Origin of the sequence: Methylobacterium sp. J-043 (assembly GCF_022829505.1) — a bacterium.
GTDB lineage: Bacteria > Pseudomonadota > Alphaproteobacteria > Rhizobiales > Beijerinckiaceae > Methylobacterium > Methylobacterium extorquens_A.
Genome location: NZ_JAKSYB010000017.1, coordinates 2,501 through 7,602, shown reverse-complemented (window position 1 = coordinate 7,602; position 5,102 = coordinate 2,501). Strand labels below are relative to the sequence as shown.

Below are 5,102 nucleotides of genomic sequence, written 5' to 3'. Positions count from 1 at the left end.
GAGTGATAAGGCCGCATTTGATTATGTCATCGGTTTATCGTGATCATAATACTTATAGGAATATATATACTTTATGTATTCCGATCAGTCTTATGAGCCCTATACACCGATTACATACTCAACTGAGGCCTTCGCTCTCTGCTTCGTATCGAGTACGCGCATCCTGACGACGCGCGGGGCGATCGCTGTAGAAGATCTACAGATCGGCGACACGGCGGGCATCGGCCGGCTGTCGCTGCCGAGCTGGCGCTGCCCGATCCACGTGATCGGGCGGTGCCGGCCGGAGGCGGTGACCGCCGTGTCGCCGATCTGTAGATCTTCTACAGCGATCGCCCCGCGCGTCGTCAGGATGCGCGTACTCGATACGAAGCAGAGAGCGAAGGCCTCAGTTGAGTATGTAATCGGTGTATCGGGCTCATAAGACTGATCGGAATACATAAAGTATATGTATTCGCCTCTGGCCGCCGAGAAGGCCCGCGCCACGACGCCACTGCCATCCGCAATCTGCCCGACATATTCCCTATTGGTAAAGGTCGTTTGCCTGCCATTTATGTCTTGAACGACCTGCATGTTGTCGTTCGGAGTATCGCCGAGCACATTGAGGCTGTCGGATCCGCTTGCTGCCGGCAGATCCGTCAGGGTGAATGTGCCTGAAGTTCCCCCAGAGGGACTCGCGGAGGCGATCTGATCGGCACCGGAGCCACCGGACGTCGAACTCAAAGAATAGAGTCGGGAGAAAGATTGGGTCGGTGCAGGTGTCGATGCCATAGTTTGCCCCGTTTATCGGTTGATTCAGTCGATGCCGTCTTGCGTCGATACGGAGGAAGGATCGACGCACACTTGGAAGCGGACCGGTTCCAGGAGCTCGGTGGCCTTTGAGCTGTCGTCGGTTCTAAGCGGCGGTCGGGATGACGCCCTCGGCCCAAGCGCAATGATCGGCCAGCGCCTGGACGAAGAGGGCGTCGAGGCGGGCGCGCTCGGCCTTGACGAGGGGGCCGTCGACGGCGACGGGCCGGCAGCGGCCCGCGAGGCCGGGAGGCACGAAGTCCGGGTTGTGCAGGGCGTAGTCGGAGGCACCCTCGAAAAACGGCCGGCAGCCGAAGTCGAGGAAACTTTCGGCGGGAAGGCCCTCGGCGAGCAGGATGTCGTGCGCATCCAGTTCGACGTGCCAGTAGACGACGCTCGTCGCATCGGTGCGGGCGATGGAGGTGCCGTTGATCAGACACATGACCGGCACGAGTACGCCGCCCTGGCCGTCGGCATCGGCTCCTACGAGCACCGGATGACCGGGCGAGAGGAAGAGGTCGCGCGCGGGCAGGCCGGGTCCGAACGCACCGGCCCGGATCTGGACGGGCGCCTGATCGGCGGGCATCGGCCGGCTGTCGCTGCCGAGCTGGCGCTGCCCGATCCACGTGATCGGGCGGTGCCGGCCGGAGGCGGTGACCGCCGTGTCGCCGATCTGTAGATCTTCTACGGCGATCGCCCCGCGCGTCGTCAGGATGCGCGTACCCGATACGAAGCAGAGAGCATTGGCTTCTTGCGAAAAGCTCGAGTTGGGGACGACATCAAACTGGCTATAGCTCGTTCCGTTCGAGAACAGGATATAGCCAAAACCGTCTGGGCTTCTGGCCGGGGAGAATCGAACGATCGTCCCGTTGTCCGAGGATTTTCCCCAATAGGTGTAATCTCTTGGTGTAATGAAGAAACCTGGAGGATCCGATGTGATGGCTGCGGACTCATTGGGTGTGTCACCCAAAACGCCATTGCCATTGCCGCCATCGGTAATCGTGAAGCTGGTTTCTCGCATGATGTTTCCGACCCGGAAGCTGCTGGCAGCAGCGTCGGTCGGAGTCAGTTCCACGTAGGTATTGTATGTTGCCGAGGGAGCGGGTCCAGACGACATTTTGAGGCCTCCAGCTACACATCATGGCGGCAGAACATGCCGTCGGGTTTTGTAATATGTAACTTTATACTTGGATTATAGGTAATTATTCAAATATATGTCCGGATTATTTCAAAAAATTTAATCGCCATTTCCTTCGACAGCACCCGGACGATGGGGCGGACCTGTCACTCGAGCCTATAGGACCGTCGGCATGCCATGACCCGCTCCTTTCGGCTAAGCTTTCGAAAGCCCTGTGTGACGGCTCCGAAAAAATCGCACGCGATTTCGCGTTTTTTTTCATCGGGGGCTTTTTCGGAGCCGTACCCGATCAAGTTGCGTCACAGCCGGCAGGTGCGAGGTAGGCTCGACATTCAGCCGGCGCTGATCGCATGGCTCCGGAATCTCTGAAGTCGCTGAGGCCGCGCCGACCGACAACGGCCCGCCTGGCGGGCATGGGCTCAGAGGCGGATATGCGCGATGACCTCCTCGGGCCGGAGTGGCGGCACCAACCGGATGCGACCCCGCCATCCGTGCTCCTGACGGCATGAGCGCGACGGCGCCCCATGGTCAGGGGAGCGCCGATCGGGGGTGGGACCGCCATCGCCAGCGCCGACCCGGTCTCGGACAGGTCCGCAATCCGTGCCGACATATTCGTTTCGTCCGCCAGGGCGACCGCGCCGACCGGGTCGAGGGGTGTAACCCGGTCGGCGCCTCGCGTGTCCACTTGCCGTTTAGCCTTGCCCGATGCCAAGCGAGCTGCATCGGGAGGCGAGCCTTGCGGTTCTGCGAACCTTGCAAAGACATCCGAAGGCCGTCACTCGAAACGCGGTCGACCGTCGCATCGACGACGCCAGGTCCCTCGACGTGGCAAACGACCCGAGAGCGGACAGAGACGTCCTTCTCGATGACGGGGTGCAGATCACGCCGCCCGATGACAGGAAGCGGCAGGCGCATTCCTCGCCTAGCGGGTGCAGGATGCGTCCGGGCAACATGACGGCCGAGGCCCGGCGCGTCGTGCCTGCCCCCTCCGACATCGGCCCCACACCGGAGCGGCGGAATGGCCCTCGGTCGCGTGACCGATCTCCGGGCCGCGCATCTCAGGAGTTTTTCATCCAGAACATCAGTGTCTCGCCACTCTCCCGGTGGGCATCGACCCGCCGGCCCACTCCGACATCGCGCGGGTTCACGCCGTAGAGGGTGTGGAAGGCCTTGCTGAAGCCTTTCAGGCTCTCGTAGCTGCAGGCGTAGGCCACGCCGGAGACGCGGGGCGGCCCTACCTCGAAGCCGGACAGCATCCGCATGGCCCGCGCAAGGCGCCGGTTGCGGATGTACGTCATCGCGCCTCCGTCGGCTTCGAGCAGGGCGTAGAGGTAGCTCTTGAGCGGGGCCCTCTCGCTTTCACGATACGCTGTGAAGCGGAGCAATCACGCTGCGCCTTGATCTATACGCGATCAGCGATGCCTGGCGCTGGCGTCTGGCAAGCGTTCATGCGCTCTGTTGGCACCGCTTCACGTCACGGTGCGGAGATCAGTCCCAGGGCATGTCAGCCGTTAACCGAGTTGCTCCCGTCCTGCACGGAGCAACTCGCTGCCGGTCAGCGATGATCGTAACCCATCGTAGAAGACGAACTCGCGTTGTGGCCTGTGTCAGCTGCATTTTGCCGGCCAAGGCCAATGAAAAACCCGCCAAGTCATTGACTGGCGGGCGGAATTTCTGGCGACCCCGGTAGGGCTCGAACCTACGACCTGCCGCTTAGAAGGCGGCTGCTCTATCCAGCTGAGCTACGGAGTCTGGGTGCCACGGGGCCAAAAGGCACGGGACCAAGGCGGGGTCAAGCCTCTCCCTGATCGGCAATTTCCCCTTCGAGAAGGTCCGGACGGTTCAAGTCCCCAGCTCACGTCTGAGCGAAGCACCCATCATCCTCGACCAACGGCCGACGGCCAAGGATCGGGCAAACGAAGTGCTTGAGCGCTCACTACAATGCGGTGCCACCACGTCGCTCGTAAAAGGAGTTCTGCTTCCGTCCAACGCGGATGCGGTCGCCAGATTGCAGCACGGGCGTTCAAGCGTAAGTGGCTGTCAGCGCATCATGGCCTACGCAGCAAAGTCCGATCCGACGGGGCGGTTCAGTTCCCGCCGCGCCGCCTTCGCGGGGCACCGGCTTCATCGCCCGAGCGACGGTCGGGCGTCGCGTGACACCGGCCGGCGACCGACCGTGAAACGGTGGAGCAGCATGCCGATGAGCATGGCCGCAACGAACAGGGCAACTTGGGGCAGGCCAAGGACGAGGCTGCTGAGGGCTGGGCCCGGGCAGAAGCCCGCGAGCCCCCAGCCGATGCCGAACAGTGCGGCGCCGCCGACAAGGCGGGCATCGGGCTTTGGATTGGTCGGTACCTCGAAGCGGGGGGCGAGCAACGGCTCTACCATCCGCGCCTTGAGCCCATAGCCCATCGCAGAAATGCCGACCGCCCCCGCGAGGACGAAAGCGAGGTCCGGGTCCCACTCCCCCGCAAAATCGAGAAAGCCCAGCACTTTCTCGGGATTCATCATGCCTGACAGAGCAAGGCCGAAGCCGAAGAGCAGGCCGCTCGCCAGCGCGGCCGCGAGGCGGAAGACGCTCATCGTGCGACTCCGTGCCGGAGCAGGAAGACGGTGATGATCGCCGTTGCCATGAAGGTGGCCACTGCAACGACGGAGCGCGCTGAAAGCCGTGCAAGGCCGCAAACGCCATGACCGCTGGTGCATCCGGAGCCGAGCCGCGTGCCGTAGCCAACGAGAAGACCGGCGGTCACGAGCAGCGACCACGGCGCATCGACCTGTACCTCCGGCCAATGCCCCGCCCCCAGCCGAAACAAGACCGGCCCGAGCAGCAGACCGATCAAGAAGACGACCCGCCAACCGAAGTTACGGCCGGACGGCTCGAGTAGACCGCCGAGGATGCCACTGATGCCGGCAATGCGACCGTTGGCGAGGAGCAGAAGTGCTGCGGCGGCGCCGATCAACGCACCACCCCCAAGGGAAACGAGCATGCCGGTTCTCCGATCTGTCCGAACGGTGCAGCTGCACCGATAGCCGGTGGCGCACCGAAAGGACTCTCCCGTCTGTACAGCGATCGGGGGCCATCCTCCATCATGCCTGCATGGAGGCGGCCGAGACCCAAGAAAGGGAGGGGATAGCACCTCGTGGCCAAGCACCGCGTCGGCGCTTCACGACAGCT

Annotated in this window: 5 protein-coding genes and 1 tRNA gene; all 6 read right to left on the bottom strand. The window is 62.8% G+C overall.

The genetic code is table 11. From position 1 onward, the window contains the following. Positions 1-99 precede the first annotated feature (99 nt). Positions 100-768, bottom strand: coding sequence for a Hint domain-containing protein (locus tag MKK50_RS00970; RefSeq protein ID WP_499019743.1), 669 nt, complete (start codon positions 766-768; stop codon positions 100-102). A gap of 124 nt (positions 769-892) precedes the next feature. Further along, on the bottom strand, positions 893-1,861 hold the full coding sequence (locus MKK50_RS00965) for a Hint domain-containing protein (protein ID WP_499019741.1): 969 nt from the start codon (positions 1,859-1,861) through the stop codon (positions 893-895). 1,121 nt (positions 1,862-2,982) lie between these two features. Then, positions 2,983-3,309 (bottom strand): helix-turn-helix domain-containing protein, encoded by a 327-nt coding sequence (locus MKK50_RS00960; RefSeq protein WP_499019738.1) that lies wholly within the window; start codon positions 3,307-3,309, stop codon positions 2,983-2,985. Positions 3,310-3,599: 290 nt separating this feature from the next. Continuing rightward, positions 3,600-3,676 (bottom strand) — tRNA-Arg (locus MKK50_RS00955). Between the two features lie 372 nt (positions 3,677-4,048). Further along, on the bottom strand, positions 4,049-4,507 hold the full coding sequence (locus MKK50_RS00950) for a DUF6691 family protein (protein ID WP_499019735.1): 459 nt from the start codon (positions 4,505-4,507) through the stop codon (positions 4,049-4,051). Beyond that, complete coding sequence (locus MKK50_RS00945) at positions 4,504-4,914, bottom strand: YeeE/YedE family protein (RefSeq protein ID WP_253373688.1); 411 nt, start codon at positions 4,912-4,914, stop codon at positions 4,504-4,506. The genes MKK50_RS00950 and MKK50_RS00945 overlap by 4 nt, the downstream gene beginning before the upstream one ends. Positions 4,915-5,102 lie beyond the last annotated feature (188 nt).